Below are 23,176 nucleotides of genomic sequence, written 5' to 3' on the forward strand. Positions count from 1 at the left end.
CGACGCGGCCCGATAATACAGGGCCCACTTCGATTGAGCCACAGGTTGGTTAACAGATTACTAATACACGTTCTGCAACCCCAACCTGCGTTCAGTATGTCTGCCGACCGGCCCTGGCGATGTATCCAAGGTAACAGCGGCAATCCGGGCGAAGCCTCGCCTCTGCCGCTAACGGCGGGACATCAAACCGAACAGGAAGGACACACCCGCAACGGCGACCAGGGTCGATAGCGGCTCGTCACGCACACGCTCTCTCACGCGCTCTGCGAGGAGATCCGCCTCGCTCTGCACAACCGCTTTCGTACTCGTTCCGATCGCTGAGACCGTTTCCGTCAGCCGGGCGATTTCCGCGCGCAACTCGGCGATCTGTGCATCGACCTCGGCGCGAGCGCCTGATTCCGCTTCACTCATGGCAACTTTTTCCACCGCCTGCAGTTTCTTTTCGACCATTACAACGCTCCCTTGTCTGCGCGGGCTCAACGCGCCGGCTGGAGTTTGGTTCCGCCAAAGTCGGTTGAAAGCGGATCTTGCGAAACGCAAAACGGGCGACCAGGGCCGCCCGCTCTTTTCCACTCAGACTTTTCATCAGACCGGGCCGCACCGATGCGTGGTGCCCGGATCAGTTCTCGCAGTAGGGATCGTCGATCTGGCAGCGCACCATCGGAGCCGGGCGGGCGCGCTCATAGACGGTGCCGTCGTCCTGCCGAACGCGCACGCCACCATCGCTGCGGCGTTCCCAGTCACGGCGGTCCTCGCGTTCCGTGCGCTGACGGCGCCATTCGTCGTCGCGCCACTTGTCCTCGTCGCGCTGCCTGCGTTCCCAGTCGCGTTGTTCCTTTCGGCGATCGCGCTCCCAGTCACGGCGGTCACGCTCGCGCTGCCGTTCCCAGTCGCGGCGATCACGCCGGTCATCGACCCAATCCGGTCCGCGGCGCCAGCGGTCGCGATCGCGATAGAAGTCGCGGCCGCGGTAGTTGCGGTCCCAATAGCTGTCGAACTGGAAGACGACAGTCGGAATGCCGAGCGGGCGATAGTAGCGCGGCTCGACATAGACGCGGTTGCGGCGATAGTCGGCCTGGACATAACGCCCAGCAACCCAGCCGCGGCCGCCGTAGAACGACACGTCGCACCACGGAAGGTCGGCAAGGCAGCCGTGGATTTCGACTGATTCGCCCACCGGGATCATCGATACCGCCGGGTAGCGCGTGCTCGGGCCGGAGCGCATGTTGACGTTGGCGGTGGCAAAACCCTCGGCCGCCTGAGCAATCGCCGGCGCCACGAGGAGCGCGCAGACCGCCGCTGCGCGCAGAATAAATTTCTTCACAGTTCCATATCTCCCATGGAGAGGCCCCTCTTCACATGGCCCCAAACGTCGGCGGGCGTCCGGGCCCTTCACCGTCGCCGCGATAACTCATGACAGCATGTGGATTTTTTATGGCTGGCGCCGCGGATGTCCCCGAGTTTTGCCGTTCCGATAGCGCGATCCATGGGCGCATCGCGCGCCCTGGGGGTGCCGCAAGCCTGAATAAAGCTCCAACATCCATAGTTAACAGTGCGCTAACGCTTTTCTTCTAATTTTTGCGACGTGTGCCGTTCCGGATCGCCGGCAATGGCGATCATGTTTTGCGTGCAAGGAATTATCGTGACGGATCGCTTTCGTGAGTTGGAAAGGCCACAGACTGGCCGCTTGAAGGACGTCGTCCTGATGGCGACCGTCACCGGTTTCGAAAGCCTGCGTTTCCCCCGCAAGTCCGACATGAAGCAATTTGCCGAGCTGTTCGAGCCGCTGTTCCTCGGCTCCAGCAACGAAGCCCGCCGCCAGGCGGCGGCAGCCCTTTCGCAATGCCAGCAAATCCCGGAGACGGTCGCAGCGCTGATCGGCGGCATGCCGATTGCCATCGCTGCGATTTTCCTGACCCGCTCGAAGGCGATCGCGGACCGGACGCTGATAACGATCATCCGCGAGCGCGGGCCGGAACATGCCGCCGCCATCGGCCGCCGCCCGAACCTCTCTCCCCTCGTCGTCGATGCGCTCGTCGAACATCACAACCCGCCGGGACTGGCAGCGCGCAGCAGCGCCGTGAAAGCGACAGAAGCCGAACAAACGAGCCAGGAAGACGAGGCCGCCTCGTTGCGCTCGGCGCGCGAAGAAGCGCTTCGCGGCGAGATCAAGGCGCTTGCCGGCGCCCGGTCGCGCGATATTCCACAGACGCCTTCGTCGACGACGATTACCGACGTCATGGCTGCACTGCTCGTGCGCTTTGCCAGGAGCGGCGAGATCATCCTGTTTTCGCGTGTCCTCGGCCAGGCCCTCGACACCAGGGATGCGCAGGTCGAGCGTATCCTGCTCGATATTTCCGGACAGCTCCTTGCAACGAGCCTGGTCGCGCTCGACATCGAGGCGGCCGATGCCGGTTTCGTGCTTCAGGCCCTTTATCCGCATCTTCGTGAGCCCTTTGGCGACACCAGCCATGCGGCAGCCTTGATCGGCGCCATGGACCGCAGCGCCTGCCGCGCGCAACTGGATGCGTGGCTAAAGGCGGAAGCCGAAGAAGCTACGCCCGCGGCACGGCACGAAGCCTATTTTGCCGAAAACACTGCCAACGACACGCGCCACGTTGGCGCGCGCAAGGTCGCAGCCACGGCCGTCAACGTGCAGCCGCAGCGACTGTTTGGCCGCCGCCGCGGCTGATACATGCTTCCGCCCACGCGGGGCATGTCCGGCAATGTCGGCCCAATGGAGCCGAGGTCCCTACCCTAGAAGAGCTGCTTCATCGCGTCGATGATCCAACTCCACTCACGACCGGTCGGGGCCTGCGGCGCTTGCCCTTGCAGTAACGCCATCAATTCCTGGTAACGCGCCGAACGCGCGTGGTGCTTGCGGTACTGTTCGAGCTGCCAATCCAGGAAAGCCTCATCCGGCGCCCGCTTCATCGCCCTTGCCGACTGCGCCAGCCAGTCGGCGGCGATTTCTCTGGCGACCGCCGACTGAGGCCCCAGGCCATTGTCCATCGCTGCCCTCACCCGCCCGAAGGTGGCGTCCGCCGCCTGGGCGTAGGCAGCGGGGTCGAATTCCTCGGTCCACAGGTTCGACATATGGGCGCGCATCTCGGCGGCATAGGCTTTGTCGGACAGCATCTCCATCAGTTCCGCCCAGGCGTCGATCTGTTCGGCTGCCGGGTCTTCGGGCAGATCTGGCGTACTGGCATCCATCATCTTCTTTTTCCACGCCGCATCCATCGGCGCGCCGCCGGCGACGTCATCATAGAAACGCTCGAGCGCGGCGCGAAATTCCGTCTTTGAAATCCTGGTCACGGTCCACAATCTCCTGAGATCCGTTGGGGAGGGTTCATGGATCTTCAAAGCCATTCGCAGGGCCGTGGCGATCCGGCGCTTTGACCGGATCTCCGTTTCGAGCGTCTGAAGCCGCAACGCCAGAACGTCGGCAAGCGAGGTTCTATTGGCCAGGATCTTACGGATATCCGTGAGGCTCACGCCCGCTTCACGCAGGGCAAGCACGAGGTCCAGCCGCGCCAGGTCGGCCCCGGAATACATGCGGTAGCCGCTCTCCGTCCGTGCGGAGGGTGGCAGCAACCCCTTGTCCGAGTAAAACCGAAGCCGCCGGACCGGTATGCCGCTCAGCTTCGAAACTTCGCCTATCGAAAAGATTTGATCGTCCATGAACGCGTCCTACGGCCTCCACCAAGTGGAGAGTCAAGCAGGCCGGTGCAATCGGCAAGAGGCGTCAGGGTCGGCCTTTGCCATCGTCGGCAACGACCTCGAACAGGTCGCCGCGGTCGTCCAGTTCGATCTCCACGATCCAGCAATCCGGATCGAAGCGGATCTCGCTTGCAAGCGCCGCATCGACCTTTTCGGCGTCGCTGTCCTGCAGCCGCACCTCGAACTTGCGGCCGAGATCGATCTCGTCGGCGAAGAAGTTCTGCGGCGCCGGGGCAAAGAGCGTCTCGGTACCCATCCGCGTCCGTTGGCGAATGAAGATTGCGCCAGCGTCCTCGGCTCCCTTGCGCAGCACCGCCGCATAGCCGCCGAGCGAAAACGCACGACGCAGCAGAGACGAGACGAAGATGTGGGACTTCAGGCGCATGGGAGGCTGATACACGCGCACGGCGAAGGAGGCAAATCGCGCCTGAGCGACGACAGGGGTGAGCGCGCATCAAATGCGTCAGAGCGCGCCGATTTCCTTGAGCTTCTTCAGCACTTGCGGATTGGGTTCGCCGGTTTGCGGCAGGCGGTAATGTTTTTCGAAGTGGCGGATCGCTGCGCGCGTCTGCTCTCCGGCAACGCCATCGACCGCCACGTCCGCATAGGCGAGGTTGCTGAGACCCTTCTGGATGTTCAGCACCAGTTCGCTCGACACTGGAATTTCCGCACGCGGAACGAAGGTGCTTTCCTTTTCGGCCGAGCGGATGGCTGCAGCGACCGGATCAATCTCCACGCCGCCGCCCTTGGCTTCCGAAAGCGGTCGGCCGGCCGGAACCGCGGCAGCCTTTTCAGCCGGTGCAGATCTCAAGACCTGGAGCAACTCGACACTCGCCGCGCCGGTCCCCGTGCGGCCCGCCCGCTCCTCGAAGCGGAGGATTGCCGCTGCCGTCCGCGGGCCGCTCCGCCCGTCCGGCGCGCCGTCATAAAGGCCAATGCGGCCCAGTTCCTTCTGGATCTCCGAGACAAGCTTCGACTGCGCCGGATCCGGCACGCTCGCCACCCGTTCGGGCGACGGCTTTTCCGACTGCGGATCCGCGGATGCGGCCGCGATCACATCCTCGACGTTTTCAGCTTGCGCCTCACCCTCGCGCTCGATGACGAAGGTGGTTACCTTTCGCGGCTCGATCTCCTCGCCCTTGGCGATCGCGATGCGCTGCGCCGTTTCGGCGCTGACGAGCGGAACGCGGGTGCGCAGAAGCGGCGACGGGTGCGTGCCGTGCTGATACCACATGGCATTGGCCGCAACGAAGGAGAACACGACGAGAAAGGCGGCCGAGCCGCCGGACACCAGCGGATGGCGCGCCATCAGACGACCGGCAAGCCCAGCACCCCGTCCGGCAAGGACCAGCCCGCGCACGGCCAGGCCGGGCGTTTGCCGCGCGGCCTTCTTCCGTTCAGGCTGTTTTCGCTTGCGCGGCGCCATATCCCCGTTCCTCGTTCAAACTTTTCCCCTCGAACCGCCCCCCTTCGGCGGCCGGGGCGACATCACAATCCTTCAGGCGCGGCGGAAATTCCACCGTCACCGGTGTACGTGCTTCCTCCTGCTCCGCGCAGGCGATACCGGAGCCATCACGCGGTAGCGTGACGACGATAACGGTCCCCTCGCCCTCGCGGCTGCGGATGGAAAGCTCTCCGCCGTGCAGCGCAACCAGGCCCTTGACCAGCGAGAGGCCAAGGCCGGTGCCTTCGTAGCGGCGAGTATAGTCGTTCTGGATCTGGACAAAAGGTTGACCAAGCAGCGCCAGCTTGTCAGCCGCAATGCCGATGCCGGTATCGCTGACGGACAGCTTCAGCATCGCACCGTCGGCCTCCGCGTCAATCGTCACGACGCCGCCCTGATCGGTGAACTTGACGGCGTTGCCGACCAGATTGATGAGGATCTGCTGGAAGGCGCGCTGGTCCGCGTTGATCTCGCCGAGACCGCGGGTGATGCGGCTTGCAAGCTTGACGCCCTTTTCCGTGGCCTGGTGCGACAGCATCGCCTCGCAGGCGGAAACCGCCTCGGCGACACCGAAGGGCTCGGGCATCAGCTCGTAGCGACCGGCCTCGATCTTGCTCATGTCGAGCATGGTGTTGACGACGGAAAGCAGGTGCTCGCCGGACTTGTGGATCAGGCCCACATATTCGCGCTGGCGATCGTTCTCGAGCTTGCCGAAATATTCGCCTGCAAGCACGTCCGAAAAGCCGAGGATGGCGTTGAGCGGCGTGCGCAATTCGTGGCTGACGGCGGCCAGGAACCGCGTCTTGGCATCGTTTGCCGATACCGCCTCAGCGGTTCTGGCTGCAGCTTCGGCACGCAGGCCCGCTTCCTGCGAGACATCGCGCGACTGGGCGAGGATCGCGACCAGGCGACCATTGTCGTCGCGCAGCGGCGCCAACTCGCAGGACATGTAGACGAACTGTTCGCCCTCGATCGGCAACGTGCGCCGCTCGATGCGGATGTCAACCGTCGCCCGGTCGCCGCCCTGGCGAAGGATGTCGATCGCGCTCAGGAAGGTAATGCGATCGGAAACGTGGATCTGCTCGATGAAACCGCGTCCTGCCGGATCGCGCATCAGGGTCAGATGCTCGGCCGCGTCGCGGCCATGGACAGAAAGCACGTTGCCGCGCAGATCGTGCACGGTCACCAGGCCCGCAAAGAGGTCGTAGGCGGCAGAGAGGTCCGGCACGACCGGCTCCGATACGGCGGCCACCTCTTCCGGCGCGCGGCCGCGAACAATCGCGCCAGCGGCCGCAAGCAGCGAGGCCGAGGCCCAAAGGGCGGTGCCCAGAGGGAGAGCCGAAGACACGGGCATGGCGAGCGACAGGGCAAGCGGCACCACCGGCAGAGCCGTCAAGGAAACGGCCGCGAGGGTACGCAGGCGCTTCACGTGGCGGAGATCGGCCGGCGAAGACGCTTCACGACGGGGAAGCCACAGGGCCGCGACCTCGTCCACACGGGACGTCCATCTGCCAGCCATGTTACGCAATACGCTCACGCTTTACCCTGCTACATTTGTTGTTCTTGCGAGACCGACACTCTGTGTTTTCACGACCCTTTGGATCGAGACTCAAGCCGCCTCGTGACATGTCGGAATCTCGCATCCCCGGCTTAATGAAAGAATAAACGCGGCCGTGCCGGAACCGTGCGAAACGGTCGAAAAATCCCGTTTTGAGCCAAATCGGGCGACCTTCATTTCTTGTGGTTAATGGGGCGTAAGCAGCGGATTTCTGTGCATTTTCTGCACTGTGTTAACGATTGTGGCGCGGGTTTTGCGGTGCGATTCCCGCTGCCTTCGGGGTTGCCGCGCGCGGCTCTGCCACGAACCTTAACGGCAAACGCTAAAATGCGACACAAATGCCCCGGCAAATCGCCGGACACCGGCATTTCATTAAAATTTGAAGCAAATGCCGCTCGATTTCGAAAAGCCGTCTTGTGATTCCCGCCGTAAAGTCGATCTCAACAAGGGGCCGGGCACCAAGAGAACGCCGGCAGGCTCCTAAGGTTTAGAAGGTGGCGTGAACGGGTATCAGGGGATACCACGGCGCTGCGGGGTGCCGAAGGTGCAAAAGCCGGCTACAAGACTGGCGGGCCGCGGCAGCCGAACGAAGGATGGGCAGAACATGTGGTTTCTCATCAAGGCGACATTCTGGTTTTCGCTGGTGCTGGTGTTGCTGCCATTCCTCGACCCTTCGAGCGCGCAGAAACTCGAACACGCCCCGAAAGTAGAACTGGGCGACACCTTCTCCGCTGCCAATGAGGCCTTCCAGTACATCAGCGCCATCTGCATCCAGAAGCCGGATGTCTGCGAGAAGGGTGCCGAAACCTTCGTTGCCCTGGGCCACCGGGCCCGCGAAGGCGCCCGCATTGCCTACGAATTCCTCGACACCCAGTTTGCCGAAACCGATGCCACGACGCCGGATGCCAAGGTGACGACCGGTACGGTCACACCGGCTGCCGACGTGGCAACTCCGGCGACCGAGGTCAGCACTATCGACGCCGAACCCGTCTTCAAGCGCACCCCGGTTCCGGAAAGGCGCCTCGACCCCAAGGCTGCCGTTATCCAGTAACACCACCCCTTCCGCACATTTCTGACTTACTGCCTGACTTGCCGTCCTGTTGCGGCCGCCGCGAGGAACCCATCCCCTCGCGGCGTTTTCTTTTTTGCGCCCGCAACCGCTGATTTTCTCGCCGCACAGCCACACGCAAGCCCTGCCTGTTTAGGTCCGCCACACCGACACGCGGAGGCAGACAATGCAGATCTATGGGCTTTTCTCGAACGCCGGCGTGACACGTCCGGCAACGTCCGGCGCCGCCCTCGGAGCAGTGGGCGAAAGCAAGAGCCCTGCGTCAACCGCCCTGCTTCTTGGCCGCAATGACGAAAGTGCCGCGAACCGCGCTGCTGCCGCAAAAAAGAAGCTCGACGACGTCAAGGAGCAGCTCCGCATGCTGCGGTTCTTCGCATCGGACCCGGAAACGCTTGCAAGGCTTGCCAAGCAGCTTGCACAACAGCTCGGCACGGCCGCCCAGCAGCTGGCCGGCGCCGGCGGCGGGGGAGCTGGCGTCTCATCCGCCGCGGCTGCGGCCACCACGGCAGCCACCGCGCTCGCCGATGCCGGTAGCGCGCAGGCGGATACGTCGGGCGCGCAAGCCGATGCCACCGCTGACAGTGAGGCTGAGCCCTCATCGGGACCGGCAAGCTTTGCCGAGCGCGCCTACCGCGAATTCGGCGGGGATAACGACAGCTCTGACGTCGTGGCGAAGGTGGCAGCCGAACTCAAATCCGTTGCCGAACAGGTGAAACAACTGCTGCGCAAGGCGGAGCAGGAATTGCGCGCCAAGGGATCCGGCCGTGATGCGGATGAGGCCCGTACTGCCGGCCAGGCGCTTTCGGCCGCCACTAGCAACATCGAGAGCGCTGGCGGTGGCACGACCGTTTCCCTCAGCATCCCGACAAGTATCTCGGTCTGACCGGGAAAGCGGTTGCCGTATCCGTCGCACATTTGCCGGTTCTCAATGGCTCTGCCATCGCCTATATGATGGCTGAACGCCCGAGCGCCTGAAGGCGACGGGCAAGAACAGGGATGAAAGTGTTCGCGGCAAGGGCCGTCGAGCTTATAATCTCCCGACGAATGGACCAGACCATGACGACGCTCGACCAGATCATCGACGATTTCGCCTTTCTTGAAGAATGGGAGGATCGCTATCGCTATGTGATCGAGCTCGGCAAGGCGCTGCCGGAGATGCCTGAAGCCAAGCGCACGCAGGAAAACAAGGTTCAGGGCTGCGCCAGCCAGGTCTGGCTCGTCACCAATGCGGCCGGCGATCCCGAGGATCCCGTCCTCAACTTCGAAGGCGAGTCCGACGCCCATATCGTGCGCGGGCTCGTCGCCATCGTGCTGGCCATCTACTCCGGCAAGCATGCCTCCGAAATCGCCAGGACCGACGCGATCGACACCTTCGGGAAGATCGGCCTGATCGAACACCTTTCGACCCAGCGCGCCAACGGCCTGCGCTCGATGATCCGCCGCATCAAGAACGAGGCGGAGCTTCGCCTGGCGGCCTGACGCGCAGCCATTGGCGAGCATCGCGCGTTCAAGACGCGCGACCTTTCACTGACCTTTGCGCGTCCGGTATGACGCGCCGCGCTGTAGTGGCAATCGTCGTGGCCGGACTTCGGGACGCCGACGTTTTGGAGTTGCCTCTCCTGGAGGGTGCGCCAGCACGTCGCCTGCTCGAGCCAAACTCCGGCATCGACGCGGGAAAAAGTCAGGGGGCGAACCGTCCCGCTTGCCCCATGTCAGCGTCCTGCATGGAGACTGACCTCTTCTTCCGCCGGATGCTCGACCATGTCCAATGTCACGGCGTCCTTCCAACGGTTGGTTAGAAAATCAATCAAGGCCCGGGCCGCCGGCCCCATCGGCCGGGACGGACAAACACAATAGATGCCTGTCTCCTTTCCTGCCCAACGAGGGAGTACCTGAACCAATTTGCCGCTGCGGATCGACGCGGCCATGGTCACCTCAGAATGAAAGGCGATGCCTTGGCCATCGATGGCAAGCTGATGGACCGCGTCTCCGTTGTCGGCACGCACCCTCCCGCGCGGCCGAAAGGACCTTCCTCCGGTCGGGCCGAACAGCCGCCAGACCTCACCGTCGTGGTTTGCCGTCGACACGACGCATTCGTACCGCTTGAGTTCATCAATCTCCGCGGGATCGCCATGGATTTCGAGATAGGCCGGCGAGGCCATGAGAATTCTGCGATTGCTGAGAAGTTTGCGGGCGACCAGGCTCGAGTCCTGGAGATTGCCGATACGGATTGCCACCGTAACCCCCTCGGCGACGAGATCGACGTATCGGTCGGTCATCAGAAGGTCGAGCCGCAGTTGCGGGTAAGCAGCCAGGAAGGCCGACAGATATGGCACGACGTGCCATCGCGACGACCAGCGCCGGCGTAGCATGGTCACTTGGCTATCGCGACGGAAATGCCGTTCCACTGTACGGGCACCTGGCAAGCGTCGCAGCAATCGCCCGCGTGACCAGAGTGCCGCTCAGCGTCGACATTGAAGCAGGTTACACCGATGACGAGGCGGAGATGGCCCGGACGATCGCTCGTTTCATCGAGGCCGGCGCGGTTGGGATCAACATCCAGGATGGCGCCGGCACGCCGGATCTGCTCTGCCGCAAGATCGAGCGGACCCGAGAGACGGCGGAGCGGCTTGGCATCAGACTCTACATCAACGCGCGCACGGATGTTTACGCGCGAGCACTCGCAGCCGCCAGCGACCGTGTGAAGGAGGTGCTTGCCCGCGCCAGACAGTACCGGGACGCGGGAGCCGACGGCTTGTTCGTGCTCGGGGTGACCGATCGGACCGAGATTCGTGAAATCGCAAAAGGCACCGAACTGCTGCTGAACGTCATTGCCTGGCCCGGCTTGCCTGCCGCCGCTGAACTATCCGCGCTTGGTTTATCTCGGATCAGCGTCAGGTCATGGATTCCCCAGACGTTGTGGCTGCAGACGTCGACGTTGGTGACGAACTTCCTCGCCGATGGGCGGTCCGAGGCGCTCTTTGAGCATGCGGCGCCATATCCGGAGATCAATGCATATTTTTGAGCCGCGCTGGATGCGCCCACTCATCTTCCCCAGACGCCAAGGGCGATCATGATACGTTGTGATGCTGCATCCATTTGTGGCGGGCCCCCGTGGACCAGGCGGCTGAAACACGATGGCCGGGCGCATAGGCCCGGCCATCGTGATTGAATTTCCCGCTCACGGCCAAGCAGCCACCACGGGCTGCCCGCATCTTCAGCGGGACGACTGGTCTTACTTGCCGCGGCGCTTGCGGCGCTGGCCGAGGCCCATTTCCTTGGCGAGGCGCGAGCGTGCTTCCGCATAGGCGGGCGCGACCATCGGGTAATCGGTCGGCAGGTCCCACTTCTCGCGGTATTCTTCCGGCGACAGATTGTGGTGGGTCATCAGGTGGCGCTTCAGCGACTTGAAGGTGCCGCCGCATTCGAGGCAGGTGATCTGGTCGTCCTGAACGGACTTGCGAACCGATACGGCCGGCTTCGGCTTTTCGACGGGAATGACGACCGGCGCGGGAGCCGCCGTGTTGTTCAGCGCCGAATGCACATCTGCGATCAGCGTGGGAAGCTCGGCGACCGGAACCACATGATTGCTGACGTAGGCGGCAACGATTTCCGCCGTCAGCTCAACCAGAAGTTCATGGCTCGCGCCAAGCGCTGTTTCAGTCATTTCTTTCTCCTATCGGACTTAAGCACAACCCGAAACGGCGTTTCGGGGGAGGAACGCTTGCAAGAGCCGTCAGGAAGCCTTGGCTGCCTTGGGATGGACCATCAACGCGGCAAGGAGAAACACCGGCCGCGATATCAAGAGCTGGAACTTGATTACAAAACCTGCTGCCGAGTCACCGGTGACGACCGAACTCTCAAAGCAACGATCAACATTCACAACTCAAGCTGGAATTTCAGATCAAAGTATTTTCCACGACGACACTTTACATTTACTCGATTAACATCGATGCGCGAAATGTCCAAACATAAATTTAGCGGCGCTTAGCAAGTTTATCTCCAAATTGCTAAAATGGCCACACTCGATCGTAATGTTCTGAAATACAGTTTCAGAACTGTCGTCGATCAGTCGCAACGCGGCTCTTCCTTTTGCGGAAGCTGATCTATGACAGACAGCTTAGTCAGCCTGTAACCTGCCTGATGTGCGGCTTTTGCCAAGAGATGAGCCGAGATCGGCGCAGTCAGAACGAAGAAAAGGAAGCCTGCAAGCGCGCGAATCAAAATAGCCGGATCGAGAGAATGCACGCCCGCGGCCAGAAGCAACAGGCCCGATCCGATCGTGCCGGCCTTGGAGGCCGCATGCATGCGCGTATAGAGATCGGGGAAACGGATGATGCCGATCGCCGCCAGCAGCGAAAAGATCGCACCGACGACCAACAGGACGGCGACCAGCAGGGTAACGGCCATATCGAGCACCGGGCTCATCGGCGTCCTCCCTTGCGCTTGCGCTGCGTCGATTTGCCCCTTGGCGCCGCCCCGCCTTTGGCCTGCGGCACGCGTCCGTCGGCGACGGCTTTCTCGGGCGAGAGGCCGCGCGCCAGCACGAAGCGCGCAAAAGCGACCGTCGCCAGGAAGCCGACAAGGCCGAGCGCGATGGCAATGTCGATGTAGAGGTTGAAGCCGGTGCGAATGGCAACGACGGCGATGAGGCCGATGGCGATCGCAACCAGCATATCGAGGCCGAGCACGCGGTCCGGCAGCGTCGGGCCGCGAATGATGCGCCAGACCGTTATCAGCAGCGCTGCCGACAGCGCGGCCAGCGCAAAGCCGGTGGCAAGGGCGAGGATATGTGCCGACAGGGTCATTCGAAGGCCTCCTTGATCCGGCGCTCGAAGCCATTGGCGATATCGCGCCTGAGGCCGCCCGGATCGGCACAGTCGAGCGCATGGACATAGAGCGTCTTGCGGTCGTCGGAGACGTCGACCGACAGCGTTCCCGGCGTCAGCGTGATGAGATTGGCCAGCAGCGCGATTTCGAAGTCGCTCTTTACCGTCAGCGGATAGGCGAAGATGCCGGGCTTCAGCACCATCTTCGGCTGGATGACCAACAAGGCGACCTTGGTCGCCGAGATCGCCAGTTCCTTGAAGAACAGCGCGGTCAGCAGGAAGAGCTTGATCGGGCGCACCGGGTAGGCAACGGGCTCAAGCTCGCGCCGGATGAGAAAGAGCGACAGCGCTCCGACGGCAAAACCGAGGATCAGGTTGGCCGGCGAGAAGCTGGCGCTGATCGCGCCCCAGATCGCCGTGAACACGAGATTGATGGTCAGGAACTTGGTCACGGGGCACCTCCCGGGAAGACCGAGTTCAGGTAGGCCGACGGCTCGGAAAGGCCTGCGGCGGCATTCTGAACCATGGATAGCAGCGGCTCGGGATAAAGGCCGATGGCGAGCGCCAGCACAGTCAAGGCGGTGAGCGGCAACAGAGCCGCCGGCGCGATCGTCGCGGACGCAGAGGCGCCCTCAGTGGACCCCGCATCGCGCCAATAGGCGAGCAGGAAGAAACGGCCGGTGACGATGGTCGTCAGGAAGCCGGTCAGAAGCAGGACGGCTGCCAGCCACCAGGCGCCGATATCGAGCGCCGCCTTGACCAGCATGACCTTCGGCCAGAAGCCGGAGAACGGCGGCAGGCCGGACACGGCGAAGGCAAGCATGAGCGTCAGCGCCGCGAAACCGGCATGGCGGCGATAGAGGCCTGCCAGCGAGGTCAACGAGAAGCTGCCGCCGAGCCTCGCTGCGATACCGGACGCCAGGTAAAGCGCGGTCATGACGAGCATCGAATGCAGCGCATAGAAGATCGCGCCGCCGATACCGCCCGGGCCGCCGACGGCGACGCCAGCGAGGATCGAGCCGATGCCGGAGACGACGAGATAGCCGAGCATGCGGCGGAAGTCCGACTGGGCCAGCGCACCAAGCACGCCGACGAGCATCGTCAGCGCGCCGGCAATGGCGATGAAGAAGCTCAACTCCTCGCGCTCGACCGGCAGCAGCATGACGGTGACGCGGATGAGCGCGTAGATCCCGACCTTGGTGAGAAGGCCGGCAAACAGGGCCGACACCACCACGCGCGGCGTATGGTAGGAGGCCGGCAGCCAGAAATTCACCGGGAATGCGGCAGCCTTCATGCCGAAGGCAAGCAGGAACAGCGCCGTCAGCGTCATCAGCGGCGCAGTGCCCGCGAGCCCCTCGGCCTTGCGGGCGATGTCGGCCATGTTGAGCGTGCCGAAGCTTGCATAGAGATAGCCTGTGGTGATCAGGAACAGGGTGGTCGCAACGAGGTTGAGGAAGCCGTATTTCACCGCGCCGTCGATCTGCTCGCGTTCGGAGCCGAGCACGATCAGGCCGAAGGACGAGATCAGCAGCACCTCGAACCAGACGTAGAGATTGAAGACATCGCCGGTCAGGAAGGCGCCGGACACCCCCGCCATCAGCAGCATCAGGAACGGATAGAAGCCGTAGCGCCGGCCGCTGTCGTTGATATCGGCAAGCGAATAGATGCCGCCTGCGAGCGCCACGACGGAGGCGGTGAGCGCAAAGAGCGCGCCGGTCAGGTCGACGGTGAAGGCAATGCCGAAGGGTGGCAGCCAGCGCCCCATCACCATCGTTACCGGTCCGCTTGCAAGCACATGGCGCAGAAGAAGCACATCGATGATGACGAGCCCGGCCAGCCCGGCAACGGCGACGTAGGGATGCCAATCGATCTTCCGGCGCAGCATTACGAGCAGTGCGCCGATTGCAAGGCACCAGGCAACCGGCAGGATCACCAGCCAGTCGGCAGACGCGACGGGCTCGAGCACGAGTGCGGCGGAGAGATCTGCGGGAGGAGAGGTTGTAGCGGCCATGGGTCGGTCAGTATCCAAGCGGCGGGGCCGGCTCGTCCTTCGGCTCGGCAACGCGCATCTCGTCGGTGTTGTCGGTTTGCAGCTCCTCGTAGGCCCGCCAGGCGAGAACCAGCAGAAACGCGAAGAAGGAGAAGGAGATGACGATCGCCGTCAGGATCAGCGCCTGCGGCAGGGCGTTGGCGGCGGGACCGACGAGCGCATCCTGATCGCCAGGGACGACCGGAGGCACGCCGCGGGTCAGCCGACCGCCGGTGAAGATCAAAAGGTTGACGGCATTGCCGAGGATGGCGACGCCAAGCAGCACCCGGATGATATACTTCGACAGGAGCAGATAGACGGCGACCGTGAAGAAGATGCCGACAAGCAGAGCGAACCAGGCTTCCATTACTCGCCTCCCCGCTCTTCGAGCGAAAGCGCAATCGAACTGATCGCGCCGACGACCACCAGATAGACGCCGCAATCGAACAGCATCACCGTCGAGAGCGGCACTTCCAGGCCGAGCACCGAAGGATAGATCCACAGGCCGGTCATGAAGGGCACGCGGGCGGCGATCGAGACCAGGCCGGCGACCGTCGCGGCCAGGAGGCCCGCCCCGGCAATCGCCATCGGGTGGAAATAGATCGCACGACGCACCGTCTCGACGCCGCAAGCGATGCCGTAGATCGCCAGCGCCGACACCGCGATGAGGCCGCCGATGAAACCGCCGCCCGGCTCGTTGTGGCCGCGCAACAGGACGAAGATCGAAAACAACACCATCAGGCTCGTAAGGAACGGCGCGACGGCGCGGAAAATCACCGACTTCATGCGCGCTCCTCCGCATCCGGATCGTTATCGGCGATACGCCGGAGCGAACCTGCCCTCAGGCGAACGAGCGACAGGATCGCAAGGCCCGTGACCATCACCACGGCGATCTCACCTAGCGTGTCCGTGCCGCGGAAATCGACGATGATGACGTTCACCACATTGGCGCCGTGGGCGATCGACTTCGAATAGAGGTTGAAGAAGTCGGTGAGCGTCGTATCGAAGGGCACCCCCGTCACCTTCAGCAGCATCAGCCCGAAGCCGAGACCGCAGGCGAGTGCGATGGCGAGATCCGGGATCTTCTGCGCAAGCGGACGATGGTCCGACGGCGAAAGCCGGAGCCGCGTCATCACCAGCGCAAGCACGACGACCGAAAGCGTCTCGATCATGAACTGGGTAAAGGCCAGATCCGGTGCGCCGTAGAGCAGGAAGATAACGGCAACGGCAAAGCCCTGGATGCCGAGCGAGACGATGGCGGTCAGCCGGTCGGCGGCAAGCACCACCGCGACGAGGCCGATGACCGCGATCGCCATGATCGCCAGTTCATGCAGCGGCACGTCTGCGGCAAAGAACGGCGCGCGCGGGAACTCGCCATAGGCGATCGGCACGACCAGGAGCACGAAGGCGACCAGGATGAAGGTAGCGGTCATGTAGACTTCGAGGCGCCCCGACTGCATCCGTCGCGTCAGCGCGACGGAGAAACGGACGAGGCCGCGAATGAACTGGTCGAAGCCGCGATCCGGACCCCAGCCGATATCGGAAAGGATCGCCGCCATGAAGGCGCGCACGCGGTCAAGCTTCAGGTAGAACGCGATGCCGATCAATGCGGTCGCAGCCGACATGGCGAGCGGCACCCCGATGTGCGGGAAGACCGTTATCGTCACCGCGCGCGGTTCGCCCGCGATCGCCGACGCCATCGGCGTCGATACCAGTTCGTGCGTCAGCCCCGAAAGCAAGGCGGCGGAGAGCCCCTTGGCCGCAAGCAGCGCAGGGCCGAGCCAGAGCAGGATCGGCGCCTCGTGCGCCGCCTTCGGCGTCTCGACCTTGGCGCCGATGAACGGCTTCAGCGCAACTGCAAAGGCCACCGCGAACATCAGCGCGTTGCCGAGGATCGCGATTGCGGCAAAGACCAGGGAACGGCGATCAAAACCGGAGAGAGCGTAGTAAATCTCCTCCTTGGCGATGAAGCCGAAGAAGGGAAACAGCCCGCCCATCGAGAATGCCGCGGCAAGCGCGATGACGAAGGTGAGCGGCATGGCGGAGCGAAGGCCCCCGAGCCTCGTCACGTCGCGCGTGCCGGTCTCGTGATCGATAATGCCGGCGACCATGAACAGGGCGCCCTTGAACAGCGAATGGGCAACGAGGTAGAGCACCGCCGCTTCGATCGCGTGGGGCACGCCAAGCCCGATCAGCATGACCAGCAGGCCGAGCGACGCCATCGTCGTATAGGCGAGCATCAGCTTCAGGTCGGTCTGGCGGCAGGCAAGAGCCGCGCCAATGACGAGCGTCGCCCCCCCGAAGAGCGGCAGAAGGATCTGCCACTCGGGCGTGCCGCCGAGCACCGGGTTCAGCCGCATCAGCAAGTAGACGCCAGCCTTCACCATCGTCGCCGAGTGCAGGTAGGCGGAGACGGGCGTCGGGGCTTCCATCGCGTTCGGTAGCCAGAAATGGAAGGGGAACTGCGCCGACTTGGTAAATGCGCCACCGAGAACGAGAAGGAGTGCCGCCAGATAGAACGGGCTTTCGCGCATCTCCGGCCCGAAGGCCGACAGCAGCGAGAGCTGGGTGACGCCGCTGACGTTCCAGATGATCAGCAGTCCGGCGAGCAAGAACAGGCCCCCGCCCCCGGTCACGACCAGCGCCTGCAGGGCCGCGCGCCGCGCCGCCTCGCGCGAATGATCGAAACCGATCAGCAGGAACGAGGTGATCGAGGTCAGTTCCCAGAACACGAACAGCATCAGGAAGCTGTCGGAGACCACGAGCCCGAGCATCGAGCCCATGAACATCAGGATGAAGGAAAAGAACCGTCCCTGCTGCGGGTGGCCTTTCAGATAGCCACCGGCATAAAGCACGATCAGCATGCCGATGCCGGCAATCAACAGGACGAATGTGAGCGACAGCCCGTCGATCAGCCAGGAAAAGCTGACATTGAACGAAGGTATCCAGGCGTAACCGCCAGTAACCACCTCGCCCTTGGCCACTTCCGCCCAGAAACCGGCGAAATGCAGAACGATGCCCAAGGGGAACAGCGCAAGCACCCAGGCCGCATTGTGGCCGAGAAGGCGCGTCAGAAGCGGCGCGAGCAATGCCGCGACGAAAGGCAGTGCAAGGGCCAGAAATGTCAGGGCCGCAACATCCATCGTCCAGGCCTGCTCCTTTTAATTCATCGTATAATCGATCGAACCCCCGACATAAAAGAAGGGGGTTGGGGTCTCAAGCCTTATCCAGATAAAATCGGCGTTATGTGTCCGTCAGTTCGGCCGGACGAACCGAAGCGGAGCCCCTGCAATACCAGATTCGCGCGCTTTAGGCGGCGGCCGCCAACAACAATTAAAATGCTGTTAGCAACATCTTCATCGGGCGGCGGGGGATAGATCGAACATTCTGGAAACCGAACTGCAAGACGTGATAGTTGTATTTGCAGACGCCCTCAATTCAGAATGAACAGATGCGACGACGACGCCGGCAGACCTTGCAACGGCTGAGACGCGGTTGCCCGTGCCGCTGTCGCTAGCGGCGGGCACGAAACAGAAGACCACATAACGAATGGGCGGGACCCGCTTGGAACGATCTCGCATAGTCGTCATCGCCAGTATCCTGGCTGCCCTCGGCGCGATCCTGCCGATGCTGGCAGCCTATTACCTTTCCTGGTCGATCGCCGTGCGCAGCGAGCAGGCACGGCTTGCCCGTCTTGCCGACTATGCCATCATGCGCGCCGACGCCGCGCTCGATGAGGCGTCGCGGGCGCTGAAGACCGCCGACCGGCTCGACATTCCGCCATGCATGGCCACGCATATCGCGGCGCTGCGCTCGCTGGTCGTCAACACCACCGCCATCGAGGACATCGGCTATTTCGAGAACGGGCTGCTCAGATGCACCTCGTGGGGCTACCCGCCGCGCCGCCTCACCCGCGCACCACCGGCCGATTTCTTCGCAAGCAATGGCGTCGAGGTCATCCCGCGGATGTATCCGACAATCAGCACCGGCGCGCCCATGACGGCTTTCCGGTACCGCTCCTATACGGTGCTGACCAATCCGATCCGTTTCGTGGACGTGATCGCAGAGCCCGGCACCCGGCTTGCCGTCGCCACCAAAAACGGCGTGCTGATCAGTACCCTCAACGATCCTGACCCGCAGCTCACGGAGCATCTTGCCGATCTTCCGAAGACCGGCAGCAATGCCGACGACCTCTTTGCAACGTCACGGGACGCCAACTGGATCGCGGTTGCCACTGCGCCCAGTATCGCCATTCTCAGCGACATGGATCGGGAACGCCTGCTGCTCCTGCCGGGCGGGGCGCTGGTCGCGGCACTGATGGTCGGCCTCGTCGTCTGGCTGTCCCGGCGTCGCCTGTCGCCGCTCGGCGAGCTTTCGATTGCCGTGCATCGGCGCGAGTTCATCGTGCACTACCAGCCGCTGATTGAGCTCAAGACCGGCATCTGCGTCGGCGCGGAGGCTCTGGTGCGCTGGCGGCGGCCGGATGGGCAGATGGTCCGCCCGGATCTGTTCATCCCTCTTGCGGAGGAAAACGGGCTGATCGAGGAGATCACCGATCAGGTTCTCTATGCGACGATCGCCGAGCTGAAGAGCGTGCTCGTCGCCGACCGCTCGCTGCACATCGCCATCAACCTCGCCGCCGACGACCTGAAATCCGGGCGCATCCTGCCGGTGATCGAGACGGCGCTTCGAAACACCGGCATAATCACGGAACAGATCTGGTTGGAGGCAACCGAACGCGGCTTCATGGACGTGAAATCCGCCCGGACGACGATCGAGGAAGCGCGTCGGCGCGGCCACTCGGTGGCCATCGACGACTTCGGCACCGGCTATTCGAGCCTGCAATACCTGCAGGAGCTTCCGCTCGATGCGCTGAAGATCGACAAGTCCTTCATCGACACGATCGGCACCGATTCGGCCACCAGCTCGATCACACCCCATATCATCGACATCGCCAAATCGCTCGATCTCTACATCGTCGCCGAGGGGATCGAGCGGCAGGAGCAGGCCGACTATCTCATCGAGCGGGGCGTGCAATACGGCCAGGGCTGGCTGTTTTCCAAGGCGCTGCCGGCGGCCGAGTTCATTGCCTTCTACAACGACAGCAAACGCAGGCTCGGGGCCGGGCCGGCGGTGATCCGCCGCGAAATCGCTTGAGGTGCGTCACGGAACGGGCGCTGGCGATGTTTGCGCGCGCGGTCGCGCATTCCTATATAGTCGCCGCAACGACAGGAGACTTTCATGACGACCGTAAAGACGCCGAAAGTGGTGAAAACCGATGCGGAGTGGCGGGCGCAGCTCTCGCCGGAGCAGTATCGCATCACGCGAGAACAGGGCACCGAGCGTCCGTTCACCGGTCCGTTCCTCAGCAACAAGCAGACCGGCACCTACGAATGCGTCTGTTGCGGCCGGGCGCTGTTCCGCTCCGACACCAAGTTCGATTCCGGTTGCGGCTGGCCGAGCTACTTCGCCGCGATCGACGATCAGGCGATCCGCGAGATCGAGGACCGCTCCCACTTTATGGTGCGCACGGAAATCCGCTGCGCCGATTGCGACGCCCATCTCGGTCACGTCTTTCCCGACGGCCCGCCGCCGACGGGGCTGCGCTATTGCCTGAACGGCCATGCGATGACGTTTACCGAGGATTGACACCGGAGCCTGGAAGGAGTGGCATGGAGTGCTGTTCCGCCGGGAACGGCCCCGTGGCGCCAACCGCGGTAGAAGTTATAGATCGAGCAAGCGAGAGGAGGTCCGCATGCTACGCATCCTGACTGCCCTCGCCTTGCTGCTCCCTTCCGCCCTGACGGCGTCGGCGGCAGAGGATTGGGTTCCCTACGCCAACGCTCGATTTGGCTATGTGCTCGACATTCCCCCCGGCTTCGAACTGCAGAGCGAGGGCGATAATGGCGATGGCGCGAGTTTTCATGCCAGCGACAACGGCGCGACCCTTTCGGTCTTCGGCAGCACGCTCATGGACGGTGACTTCGAGACCGACGTCAACGACCGCATGGGTTACGAGCGGGAGGGTGACTGGCGGATTTCCTATTCGCGCGTAACGGCGGCCTGGGCGAGTTTCTCGGGCGCGCGCGGTGACGAAGTGTTCTACACCCGCGCCATCGCGCTCTGTGACGGCAGCGCCGCCTATTTCCGCCTGCAGTACCGCAAGACCCGGCTCACCAGCTTCGACGGCGTGATTTCGCGGATGGCGGAGGCCCTGAGGCCTTCGGAAGGCTGTCAGCATCCACCGATCGCTGCGGCGGCCGGCGAAGCGCCGAACTGATCGCCCCTCAGGACGCGGCGCTGAAACAGGTCAGCACGGCCGAATAGTGCACCGCCGCCCCTGTCACGACGAAGCCGTGCCAGATGGCGTTCTGGAAGCGCAGCTTTTCCCACACATGGAAGATCACGCCGGCGGAATAGATGATGCCGCCAATCAGGATCAGCACGAGCGTCGTTGCCGTCAGCGCCGACAACAGCGGGCCGACGGCGAGCACGCCGCTCCAGCCCATGGCAAGATAGAGCAGGATCGCCAGCCGGTCGAAGCGCCCCGGAAAGAGGCACTTGATGGCGACGCCAAGACCGGCGATCGCCCAGATGCCGATCAGCATCACGAACAGGAACGGATCATCGAGGCCGCGCTGCAGGAACGGCGTATAGGTGGCGGCAATCAGAACGAAGATCGAGGAATGGTCGAAGCGGCGCAGGAACCACTTGGTGCGTGAAACCGGGTAGAGATTATAGAGAAAGGAGATCGAGAGGGTCGCAAGCAGCCCGGCGCCATAGACGGCCGCGGCGGCAAGCTGCCCGGTCGTGCTCCATAGCGTTGCGTAGAAGATCAGCGCGGTCACGCCAACCAGTGCAGCCGCCAGGCCGATGCCGTGAACGATGCCGTCGGCAATCAGTTCCGAGCGGTCATAGTTCCATTTGACGCCTGCGAATTCCACGTCTTCCCTCTCCCCGAGCCTTATCTTCTCCAGCGGCGCGCATGCCCGTCGCACCGCAACGTTTCCACCATCCTGCCACAAGGCTTCGCCGCCGCAAAGAAGTAGCGCCGCGGCAAAAGCATCAACTTTTGCAACGCATTACAACAATCCCATAACAAATCTGCGAAGTTTGAAAGGAGACTTGCCCAAGGCCACCGCGATGACCACATGAACGGCCGGAACACGCCGATCGGGAGGATCATCATGTCAGTCTTGCGCACCCCTCAGCCGGAGGAAGCGGCCGTGCTCAGCGACCTCTGCCTGCGATCGAAGGCTGTTTGGGGCTATGACGAGGCTTTTCTTGAAGCGTGCCGACCGGCCTTGACGCTTACGGCCGACGACTGGACGGATTCGGACCTGCAGGTGGCCACGGACGGCGAACGCATCGTCGGCCTGGCGCAGGTCCGCGGGAGCGGCAACCACGTCGAACTCGACAAGCTGTTCATCGAACCGGAAGCACGGGCGGCAGGCATTGGCCGACGGCTTTTCGACTGGTGCGTCGCCGCGGCGCGCAGGCGTGGTGCGACCGTCATGACGATCGACGCAGACCCCGGTGCCGCCGACTTTTACCGCCGTATGGGGGCAGTCGATGACGGGGTCGTCGCGTCGAGCGTGATCCCCGGGCGGTTCCTGCCCCGGCTGAAAGTGGATTTGGGGGGCGGCACGACCGCCTGACGTTACCGCCCGCCGCGGGCGACCTCGGTGGCGCAGTCCTGACAGAGCGGGGCATGAGGCACGGCCTGAAGGCGCGCCGCCGAAATCGGCAGGCCGCAGCGCACGCAGGTTCCGAAGGTGCCGGCGGCGATCCGATCGAGCGCGGCGTCGATCCCGCGGATTTCCTCCTGGCCCGCAAGGCCAAGGCCTTCGAGCACCTCGTCCCCTTCCCGCTCGGTCACCCGGTCCGGGACATCAGCGTTCATCGGCTCATCGAGATCGTGCTCGATCTTGACCAGACGCCCCTGCAGTTCCGCCTTGCGGCGGGTCAGGCGGTCGTGAAAGTCGTCAAGCCCATGTTTGTCCATCTGAAGACTCCTTGGCGGTGGCGGCGCGAAGGTCACGCGCCGCATGCGCTCTTGTTGTTCGTGGCTTACCGGTCGACGAGAACGGCGCAGGGGCAATGGCTGACGACCCGGCTTGCCGTCGATCCGATGAAGTAGTCGATGAGACCCGGCCGATGGGATGCGATGATGACGAGATCAGCGTTTTCTTCGCTGGCAAAGGCGTTGATGGTGCCGGCGGCCCCGCCGGTCCGGATTTCGATGCGGCCCTTGATCCCATGCTTGGTTTTAAGCGCCTCGAGCGTCTTGAGCGCCTGCTTGCGGGATTCCTCGACCATTTCCAGCGGAAAGTCGACGATCATGTAGCCTTGCGCATAGGCGTTCAGGTCCTCGACGACGTTGAGCAGGATAATCTCGCCCCCTTCATCGATCAGCTTTTCGGCAATGCCAAGCACGGACTCGCCGTGTTCGAGCTGATCCATGGCAATCGGGACGATGATCTTCTTGTACATGCTGTACTCCTTCTGTTGCCCACGCGGATCGCCA

27 protein-coding genes are annotated in these 23,176 nt (G+C 63.3%); 9 read left to right on the forward strand and 18 right to left on the reverse strand.

Annotation, left to right across the window (positions count from 1 at the left end):
• Positions 1 to 168: 168 nt before the first annotated feature.
• Positions 169 to 450, reverse strand: a complete 282-nt coding sequence (locus tag JVX98_RS16915; protein WP_192447462.1) for a hypothetical protein — start codon at positions 448 to 450, stop codon at positions 169 to 171.
• Positions 451 to 619: 169 nt separating this feature from the next.
• Entirely contained in the window at positions 620 to 1,324 is a 705-nt protein-coding gene (locus tag JVX98_RS16920) for an SH3 domain-containing protein (RefSeq protein ID WP_205239247.1), read from the reverse strand.
• A gap of 294 nt (positions 1,325 to 1,618) precedes the next feature.
• Between JVX98_RS16920 and JVX98_RS16925 the strand changes: the two genes are divergently transcribed.
• Entirely contained in the window at positions 1,619 to 2,692 is a 1,074-nt protein-coding gene (locus tag JVX98_RS16925) for a DUF2336 domain-containing protein (RefSeq protein ID WP_205239465.1), read from the forward strand.
• A gap of 65 nt (positions 2,693 to 2,757) precedes the next feature.
• Here the strand turns inward: JVX98_RS16925 and JVX98_RS16930 are convergent, their stop codons facing one another.
• From JVX98_RS16930 to JVX98_RS16945, 4 genes are all read right to left on the reverse strand, one after another.
• The gene (locus JVX98_RS16930; protein ID WP_205239248.1) at positions 2,758 to 3,681 is read right to left on the reverse strand and encodes a MerR family transcriptional regulator; all 924 of its coding nucleotides are present in this window, start codon (positions 3,679 to 3,681) and stop codon (positions 2,758 to 2,760) included.
• A 64-nt stretch (positions 3,682 to 3,745) separates the two neighbouring features.
• Positions 3,746 to 4,105: a DUF1491 family protein gene (locus tag JVX98_RS16935; RefSeq protein ID WP_205239249.1), complete on the reverse strand. Its 360-nt coding sequence runs from the start codon at positions 4,103 to 4,105 to the stop codon at positions 3,746 to 3,748.
• A gap of 78 nt (positions 4,106 to 4,183) precedes the next feature.
• A complete protein-coding gene (locus tag JVX98_RS16940; RefSeq protein WP_192447466.1) occupies positions 4,184 to 5,146 on the reverse strand; it encodes a peptidoglycan-binding domain-containing protein in 963 nt (320 codons plus the stop codon).
• Positions 5,118 to 6,683, reverse strand: coding sequence for a HAMP domain-containing sensor histidine kinase (locus JVX98_RS16945; RefSeq protein WP_192448287.1), 1,566 nt, complete (start codon positions 6,681 to 6,683; stop codon positions 5,118 to 5,120). Before JVX98_RS16945 ends, JVX98_RS16940 begins: the two co-directional genes overlap by 29 nt.
• A gap of 643 nt (positions 6,684 to 7,326) precedes the next feature.
• On the opposite strand from JVX98_RS16945, the gene JVX98_RS16950 reads away from it, so the two are divergent.
• From JVX98_RS16950 to JVX98_RS16960, 3 genes are all read left to right on the forward strand, one after another.
• Complete coding sequence (locus tag JVX98_RS16950; RefSeq protein ID WP_205239250.1) at positions 7,327 to 7,773, forward strand: DUF5330 domain-containing protein; 447 nt, start codon at positions 7,327 to 7,329, stop codon at positions 7,771 to 7,773.
• A gap of 184 nt (positions 7,774 to 7,957) precedes the next feature.
• On the forward strand, positions 7,958 to 8,674 hold the full coding sequence (locus tag JVX98_RS16955) for a hypothetical protein (protein ID WP_205239251.1): 717 nt from the start codon (positions 7,958 to 7,960) through the stop codon (positions 8,672 to 8,674).
• A 173-nt stretch (positions 8,675 to 8,847) separates the two neighbouring features.
• Positions 8,848 to 9,270, forward strand: a complete 423-nt coding sequence (locus JVX98_RS16960) for a SufE family protein (protein WP_192447469.1) — start codon at positions 8,848 to 8,850, stop codon at positions 9,268 to 9,270.
• Positions 9,271 to 9,503: 233 nt separating this feature from the next.
• Here the strand turns inward: JVX98_RS16960 and JVX98_RS16965 are convergent, their stop codons facing one another.
• On the reverse strand, positions 9,504 to 10,127 hold the full coding sequence (locus JVX98_RS16965) for a substrate binding domain-containing protein (RefSeq protein WP_205239252.1): 624 nt from the start codon (positions 10,125 to 10,127) through the stop codon (positions 9,504 to 9,506).
• Here JVX98_RS16965 and JVX98_RS16970 point away from each other — a divergent pair.
• Positions 10,121 to 10,816, forward strand: a complete 696-nt coding sequence (locus JVX98_RS16970; protein ID WP_205239253.1) for an isocitrate lyase/phosphoenolpyruvate mutase family protein — start codon at positions 10,121 to 10,123, stop codon at positions 10,814 to 10,816. The two genes, JVX98_RS16965 and JVX98_RS16970, sit on opposite strands and share 7 nt — an antisense overlap.
• Positions 10,817 to 11,026: 210 nt before the next feature.
• On the opposite strand, the gene mucR is transcribed toward JVX98_RS16970, so the two are convergent.
• The 8 genes from mucR to JVX98_RS17010 form a co-directional block, all read right to left on the reverse strand.
• Positions 11,027 to 11,458, reverse strand: coding sequence for an exopolysaccharide biosynthesis transcriptional regulator MucR (gene mucR / locus JVX98_RS16975; RefSeq protein ID WP_043620098.1), 432 nt, complete (start codon positions 11,456 to 11,458; stop codon positions 11,027 to 11,029).
• 401 nt (positions 11,459 to 11,859) lie between these two features.
• Complete coding sequence (gene mnhG, locus JVX98_RS16980) at positions 11,860 to 12,201, reverse strand: monovalent cation/H(+) antiporter subunit G (protein WP_192448289.1); 342 nt, start codon at positions 12,199 to 12,201, stop codon at positions 11,860 to 11,862.
• 14 nt (positions 12,202 to 12,215) lie between these two features.
• Positions 12,216 to 12,599 carry a cation:proton antiporter gene (locus JVX98_RS16985; RefSeq protein ID WP_205239254.1) on the reverse strand — a complete coding sequence of 128 codons (384 nt, stop codon included), beginning with the start codon at positions 12,597 to 12,599 and terminating at the stop codon, positions 12,216 to 12,218.
• On the reverse strand, positions 12,596 to 13,072 hold the full coding sequence (locus JVX98_RS16990; protein WP_043620102.1) for a Na+/H+ antiporter subunit E: 477 nt from the start codon (positions 13,070 to 13,072) through the stop codon (positions 12,596 to 12,598). Before JVX98_RS16990 ends, JVX98_RS16985 begins: the two co-directional genes overlap by 4 nt.
• Positions 13,069 to 14,631 carry a Na+/H+ antiporter subunit D gene (locus JVX98_RS16995; protein ID WP_205239255.1) on the reverse strand — a complete coding sequence of 521 codons (1,563 nt, stop codon included), beginning with the start codon at positions 14,629 to 14,631 and terminating at the stop codon, positions 13,069 to 13,071. The genes JVX98_RS16990 and JVX98_RS16995 overlap by 4 nt, the downstream gene beginning before the upstream one ends.
• A 7-nt stretch (positions 14,632 to 14,638) precedes the next feature.
• Entirely contained in the window at positions 14,639 to 15,016 is a 378-nt protein-coding gene (locus tag JVX98_RS17000) for a Na+/H+ antiporter subunit C (RefSeq protein WP_192447472.1), read from the reverse strand.
• Positions 15,016 to 15,435, reverse strand: coding sequence for a Na(+)/H(+) antiporter subunit B (locus tag JVX98_RS17005; protein ID WP_192447473.1), 420 nt, complete (start codon positions 15,433 to 15,435; stop codon positions 15,016 to 15,018). The genes JVX98_RS17000 and JVX98_RS17005 overlap by 1 nt, the downstream gene beginning before the upstream one ends.
• A complete protein-coding gene (locus tag JVX98_RS17010; protein ID WP_205239256.1) occupies positions 15,432 to 17,792 on the reverse strand; it encodes a putative monovalent cation/H+ antiporter subunit A in 2,361 nt (786 codons plus the stop codon). Before JVX98_RS17010 ends, JVX98_RS17005 begins: the two co-directional genes overlap by 4 nt.
• 421 nt (positions 17,793 to 18,213) lie before the next feature.
• Between JVX98_RS17010 and JVX98_RS17015 the strand changes: the two genes are divergently transcribed.
• From JVX98_RS17015 to JVX98_RS17025, 3 genes are all read left to right on the forward strand, one after another.
• A complete protein-coding gene (locus tag JVX98_RS17015) occupies positions 18,214 to 19,806 on the forward strand; it encodes an EAL domain-containing protein (protein ID WP_246765034.1) in 1,593 nt (530 codons plus the stop codon).
• A gap of 84 nt (positions 19,807 to 19,890) precedes the next feature.
• Positions 19,891 to 20,298 carry a peptide-methionine (R)-S-oxide reductase MsrB gene (msrB, locus tag JVX98_RS17020; protein ID WP_192447476.1) on the forward strand — a complete coding sequence of 136 codons (408 nt, stop codon included), beginning with the start codon at positions 19,891 to 19,893 and terminating at the stop codon, positions 20,296 to 20,298.
• A 106-nt stretch (positions 20,299 to 20,404) separates the two neighbouring features.
• The gene (locus JVX98_RS17025; RefSeq protein ID WP_052201899.1) at positions 20,405 to 20,929 is read left to right on the forward strand and encodes a hypothetical protein; all 525 of its coding nucleotides are present in this window, start codon (positions 20,405 to 20,407) and stop codon (positions 20,927 to 20,929) included.
• Between the two features lie 7 nt (positions 20,930 to 20,936).
• On the opposite strand, the gene JVX98_RS17030 is transcribed toward JVX98_RS17025, so the two are convergent.
• Positions 20,937 to 21,593 (reverse strand): hemolysin III family protein, encoded by a 657-nt coding sequence (locus JVX98_RS17030; protein ID WP_043620113.1) that lies wholly within the window; start codon positions 21,591 to 21,593, stop codon positions 20,937 to 20,939.
• 243 nt (positions 21,594 to 21,836) lie between these two features.
• Here JVX98_RS17030 and JVX98_RS17035 point away from each other — a divergent pair, with 243 nt between their 5' ends.
• Positions 21,837 to 22,307: a GNAT family N-acetyltransferase gene (locus JVX98_RS17035; protein WP_205239258.1), complete on the forward strand. Its 471-nt coding sequence runs from the start codon at positions 21,837 to 21,839 to the stop codon at positions 22,305 to 22,307.
• Positions 22,308 to 22,309: 2 nt separating this feature from the next.
• On the opposite strand, the gene JVX98_RS17040 is transcribed toward JVX98_RS17035, so the two are convergent.
• Both JVX98_RS17040 and JVX98_RS17045 read right to left on the reverse strand, forming a co-directional pair.
• Positions 22,310 to 22,654 (reverse strand): TraR/DksA C4-type zinc finger protein, encoded by a 345-nt coding sequence (locus JVX98_RS17040; RefSeq protein ID WP_205239259.1) that lies wholly within the window; start codon positions 22,652 to 22,654, stop codon positions 22,310 to 22,312.
• Positions 22,655 to 22,719: 65 nt separating this feature from the next.
• Positions 22,720 to 23,142 carry a universal stress protein gene (locus tag JVX98_RS17045; protein ID WP_043620117.1) on the reverse strand — a complete coding sequence of 141 codons (423 nt, stop codon included), beginning with the start codon at positions 23,140 to 23,142 and terminating at the stop codon, positions 22,720 to 22,722.
• Positions 23,143 to 23,176 lie beyond the last annotated feature (34 nt).

It is taken from the genome of Ensifer sp. PDNC004, from assembly GCF_016919405.1.
Classification (GTDB): Bacteria; Pseudomonadota; Alphaproteobacteria; order Rhizobiales; family Rhizobiaceae; genus Ensifer.

What these genes read in the sequence shown, in the direction of transcription:
- JVX98_RS16915 (WP_192447462.1), bottom strand. Translation starts at nt 450, where the DNA reads ATGGTCGAAAAGAAACTGCAGGCGGTGGAAAAAGTTGCCATGAGTGAA.
- JVX98_RS16925 (WP_205239465.1), top strand. Translation starts at nt 1,619, where the DNA reads ATGTTTTGCGTGCAAGGAATTATCGTGACGGATCGCTTTCGTGAGTTG.
- JVX98_RS16930 (WP_205239248.1), bottom strand. Translation starts at nt 3,681, where the DNA reads ATGGACGATCAAATCTTTTCGATAGGCGAAGTTTCGAAGCTGAGCGGC.
- JVX98_RS16935 (WP_205239249.1), bottom strand. Translation starts at nt 4,105, where the DNA reads ATGCGCCTGAAGTCCCACATCTTCGTCTCGTCTCTGCTGCGTCGTGCG.
- JVX98_RS16940 (WP_192447466.1), bottom strand. Translation starts at nt 5,146, where the DNA reads ATGGCGCCGCGCAAGCGAAAACAGCCTGAACGGAAGAAGGCCGCGCGG.
- JVX98_RS16945 (WP_192448287.1), bottom strand. Translation starts at nt 6,683, where the DNA reads ATGGCTGGCAGATGGACGTCCCGTGTGGACGAGGTCGCGGCCCTGTGG.
- JVX98_RS16950 (WP_205239250.1), top strand. Translation starts at nt 7,327, where the DNA reads ATGTGGTTTCTCATCAAGGCGACATTCTGGTTTTCGCTGGTGCTGGTG.
- JVX98_RS16955 (WP_205239251.1), top strand. Translation starts at nt 7,958, where the DNA reads ATGCAGATCTATGGGCTTTTCTCGAACGCCGGCGTGACACGTCCGGCA.
- JVX98_RS16960 (WP_192447469.1), top strand. Translation starts at nt 8,848, where the DNA reads ATGACGACGCTCGACCAGATCATCGACGATTTCGCCTTTCTTGAAGAA.
- JVX98_RS16970 (WP_205239253.1), top strand. Translation starts at nt 10,121, where the DNA reads ATGGCACGACGTGCCATCGCGACGACCAGCGCCGGCGTAGCATGGTCA.
- mucR (WP_043620098.1), bottom strand. Translation starts at nt 11,458, where the DNA reads ATGACTGAAACAGCGCTTGGCGCGAGCCATGAACTTCTGGTTGAGCTG.
- mnhG (WP_192448289.1), bottom strand. Translation starts at nt 12,201, where the DNA reads ATGGCCGTTACCCTGCTGGTCGCCGTCCTGTTGGTCGTCGGTGCGATC.
- JVX98_RS16985 (WP_205239254.1), bottom strand. Translation starts at nt 12,599, where the DNA reads ATGACCCTGTCGGCACATATCCTCGCCCTTGCCACCGGCTTTGCGCTG.
- JVX98_RS16995 (WP_205239255.1), bottom strand. Translation starts at nt 14,631, where the DNA reads ATGGCCGCTACAACCTCTCCTCCCGCAGATCTCTCCGCCGCACTCGTG.
- JVX98_RS17000 (WP_192447472.1), bottom strand. Translation starts at nt 15,016, where the DNA reads ATGGAAGCCTGGTTCGCTCTGCTTGTCGGCATCTTCTTCACGGTCGCC.
- JVX98_RS17005 (WP_192447473.1), bottom strand. Translation starts at nt 15,435, where the DNA reads ATGAAGTCGGTGATTTTCCGCGCCGTCGCGCCGTTCCTTACGAGCCTG.
- JVX98_RS17010 (WP_205239256.1), bottom strand. Translation starts at nt 17,792, where the DNA reads ATGGATGTTGCGGCCCTGACATTTCTGGCCCTTGCACTGCCTTTCGTC.
- msrB (WP_192447476.1), top strand. Translation starts at nt 19,891, where the DNA reads ATGACGACCGTAAAGACGCCGAAAGTGGTGAAAACCGATGCGGAGTGG.
- JVX98_RS17025 (WP_052201899.1), top strand. Translation starts at nt 20,405, where the DNA reads ATGCTACGCATCCTGACTGCCCTCGCCTTGCTGCTCCCTTCCGCCCTG.
- JVX98_RS17035 (WP_205239258.1), top strand. Translation starts at nt 21,837, where the DNA reads ATGTCAGTCTTGCGCACCCCTCAGCCGGAGGAAGCGGCCGTGCTCAGC.
- JVX98_RS17040 (WP_205239259.1), bottom strand. Translation starts at nt 22,654, where the DNA reads ATGGACAAACATGGGCTTGACGACTTTCACGACCGCCTGACCCGCCGC.
- JVX98_RS17045 (WP_043620117.1), bottom strand. Translation starts at nt 23,142, where the DNA reads ATGTACAAGAAGATCATCGTCCCGATTGCCATGGATCAGCTCGAACAC.